At 72.8% G+C, this 3,171-nt stretch carries 4 protein-coding genes; 3 read left to right on the top strand and 1 reads right to left on the bottom strand.

Annotation, left to right across the window (positions count from 1 at the left end; all coding sequences use genetic code 11):
* Positions 1 to 96: 96 nt before the first annotated feature.
* Together rsmI and E0D90_RS28160 are read left to right on the top strand one after the other, a co-directional pair.
* Positions 97 to 996 (top strand): 16S rRNA (cytidine(1402)-2'-O)-methyltransferase, encoded by a 900-nt coding sequence (rsmI, locus tag E0D90_RS24650; RefSeq protein WP_103528760.1) that lies wholly within the window; start codon positions 97 to 99, stop codon positions 994 to 996.
* 57 nt (positions 997 to 1,053) lie between these two features.
* Positions 1,054 to 1,566 (top strand): hypothetical protein, encoded by a 513-nt coding sequence (locus tag E0D90_RS28160; RefSeq protein ID WP_227870483.1) that lies wholly within the window; start codon positions 1,054 to 1,056, stop codon positions 1,564 to 1,566.
* Between the two features lie 54 nt (positions 1,567 to 1,620).
* Here the strand turns inward: E0D90_RS28160 and E0D90_RS24660 are convergent, their stop codons facing one another.
* A complete protein-coding gene (locus E0D90_RS24660; RefSeq protein WP_103503349.1) occupies positions 1,621 to 1,962 on the bottom strand; it encodes a DUF5713 family protein in 342 nt (113 codons plus the stop codon).
* Positions 1,963 to 2,185: 223 nt separating this feature from the next.
* On the opposite strand from E0D90_RS24660, the gene E0D90_RS24665 reads away from it, so the two are divergent.
* The gene (locus tag E0D90_RS24665; protein WP_130800151.1) at positions 2,186 to 3,037 is read left to right on the top strand and encodes a TatD family hydrolase; all 852 of its coding nucleotides are present in this window, start codon (positions 2,186 to 2,188) and stop codon (positions 3,035 to 3,037) included.
* The last annotated feature ends 134 nt before the right edge of the window (positions 3,038 to 3,171 follow it).

The following is a 3,171-nucleotide window of genomic DNA, read 5'->3' on the forward strand; positions in this document are numbered from 1 at the left end:
GTGGTGCGCGGGGCGGCTGGCTGGGGTGGCTGGGGTGGCGGCTTCCACGACGACATCTTGGCATCCGCGCCGTCCGGTCCCTGCGAGGATGGCCCGGTGACTGCCACGACACCCCGAGCCGACCACCCGCACGACGAACCCGGGAGCGGCCTGCTCGTCCTGGCCGGAACGCCCATCGGCGACCCGGCCGACGCCCCGCCGCGCCTCGCCGCCGAGCTGGAGACCGCCGACGTCGTCGCCGCCGAGGACACCCGGCGGCTGCGCCGCCTCACCCAGTCCCTTGGCGTGCGGACCACCGGGCGCGTCGTGTCGTACTTCGAGGGCAACGAGGCCGAACGCACCCCCGAACTGGCCGGGGAGCTGGCCGACGGCGCCCGGGTGCTGCTGGTCACCGACGCCGGGATGCCGTCCGTCTCCGACCCCGGCTACCGGCTGGTCGCGGCCGCCGTCGAGCAAGGAGTGCGGGTCACCGCGGTGCCGGGACCGTCGGCGGTCCTCACCGCGCTGGCCCTCTCCGGCCTGCCGGTGGACCGCTTCTGCTTCGAGGGATTCCTGCCGCGTAAGGGCGGTGAGCGGGCCGCACGGCTGCGGGACGCGGCGGCCGAGCCCCGCACACAGGTGTACTTCGAGGCGCCGCACCGGCTTGCCGCCGCACTGACCGCGATGGCCGAGGCGTTCGGCGCCGACCGCCGCGCCGCCGTCTGCCGGGAGCTGACCAAGACGTACGAGGAGGTCAAGCGTGGCACCCTCGCCGAGCTGGCCGACTGGGCGGAGGCCGGCGTGCGCGGCGAGATCACCGTCGTCGTCGAGGGCGCACCGGTGGGCGGGGAGCGGCCGGACGAGGCCGAGCTGGTGCGCCGGGTCGCCGTGCGCGAGGAGGCGGGGGAGCACCGCAAGGCCGCCATCGCCGAGGTGGCCAAGGAGGCGGGCGTCCCCAAACGTGAGGTCTTCGACGCGGTGGTCGCCGCCAAGAAATCGCCGCATACTGGGGGATAGGGCGCGCGGTGCGCCGTGCGTCGACCGATGAATGTATCGACGAGCGCAGGTGCCGCCATGAGGGATGAATCACGGGAGACCGTTTCGGAGTCCTATTCCTTCGTCTGCTTCAACTGCGGGCGTGGCTGGGAGCAGACGTACACGATCGAGCACCATCTCGACGAGCACGGAGATCCCTACGTCCTGTACTTCACCGGCCGTGAGCGAGTCTCCTCCCCTCTGGCCCGGTTGACCTGCCTCAACTGCGGCGCGCACCGCATCCGCGTGATGCGGGCGGGCACGGTCAGCGCGATCGAGGCGGCGCGCGTCAGCGCCGTCGAACCGGCGGTGCGGCGGCGCAGGCACGAGGTGCACGGCGGGCACCGGGGGCAGGCCGAGCACCCGGAACACGGCGGACTCGACGCGCACACCTCCGGGCACACCCGCCCCCTCGGCCACGACCTGCCCGAGCGGGAGAAGGCAGACCTTGAGGACGGCCAGCCCACGGGACGGCAGCCATCGGCCGGGGAACACCCCGAACCGGAGGGCGCACGCGCCACCTGGTGGCGGGCCCACGCCCGCCGTCACTGAACGCGCACCTCGCGCCGGGCTTGGGCGTCCGCCCGGCCTATGCCGGGCAGAGCCTCACCAGTCGCGGTTCGCCACCAGCTCCTCGATGTCGGCATCGACGAAGCCGTAGGCGCCCGCGACGAACCAGAAGTCCTCCGCTATCTCCTCACGCGCGACCGTCTCGAACTCGCTCCCCGCCGCGTAGAACTCCTCCTGCAACTGGTTGAACTCCTCCGTGGCCGGCTGCGTCAGCGCGTACAGCGCCGGAAGGTCCGCGGGGGACTCCGCCTCGATCCGCTCGCACAGCCGCACCAGGATCGCCTTCCCCTTGTCCAGCAGATGATCGGGGAAGTGATCGTCCTGGTAGAGCAGTTCCAGAAACGCGCGGCCCGCTGCCCGCTCGTTGGTGATCGCCATGATCGAACCCGTCCTCCGTGAACACGCACCCACCGCCCCGGACCTCCCGACGCGGATGCCCGGATTCTCGCGGACACCACTGACAACCGAGTCGCGGCGAGCCCGGTCGCGCCGCCCCCGCCTTCGCGCCGCCGCGATTTCGTGGCGCCACGCCATGGAGTCGCGCCACGCTCCCGGCGGCCCACCGGCGGTCCCACCGTTCGTCCCGTCCTAGGATCGGCACATGCCCATGTCGAAGGCCGCGCAGGCCGCCCGCGCCGAGATCCCGCCGCCGCCCCCGCCGCTCGCCGTGCCGGTGACGGACTCGCACACCCACCTCGACATGCAGGACACCACCGTCGCCGAAGCCCTCGCCAAGGCCGCCGCCGTCGGCGTGACCCGCGTCGTCCAGATCGGCTGCGACGTCGAACGCGCAGGCTGGGCCGTCGCCATCGCCGAGGAACACCCCACCGTCTCCGCCGCCGTCGCCCTCCACCCCAACGAGGCGCCGCGCCTCGAAGCCGAAGGCGGCCCGGCGGCACTCGACGCCGCCCTGGCCGAGATCACCCGTCTCGCCGCCCACCCCGAGGTACGCGCCATCGGCGAGACCGGCCTTGACCACTTCCGAACCGGCGACGACGGCCGCGCGGCACAGCAGCGGTCCTTCCGCCACCACATCGCCCTCGCCAAGGAACTCGACAAGGCGCTCGTCATCCACGACCGCGACGCCCACGAGGACGTGCTGCGCATCCTGGACGAGGAAGGCGCCCCCGAACGCACCGTCTTCCACTGCTTCTCCGGCGACGCCGACATGGCGCGACACTGCGCCGCACACGGCTACTACATGTCCTTCGCCGGCAACGTCACCTTCAAGAGCGCCCAGCCGCTGCGCGACGCCCTCACCGCCGCCCCCGACCACCTGCTGCTCGTCGAGACCGACGCCCCTTTCCTCACCCCGGCCCCCTACCGAGGCCGACCCAACGCGCCCTACCTGATCCCGCACACCCTGCGCGCGATGGCCGAAGTACGCGGCACCGACGAGAACACCCTCGCCACCCACATCGCCGCCAACACCACCCGCGCCTTCGCCTTCTGAGGACGGCGCCGCGCCCCTCGGCCCAACCCTCCCGGCCAACCCCCGCATACGCGGGGAACACGTGCCTCACACAGGCCCGCAAGCTGCCGCCCGTGGAACACCCCCGCGCACAGCGGGGAAACGAGGCGAACCAC

This window comes from Streptomyces otsuchiensis (assembly GCF_004305975.1).
GTDB lineage: Bacteria > Actinomycetota > Actinomycetes > Streptomycetales > Streptomycetaceae > Streptomyces > Streptomyces otsuchiensis.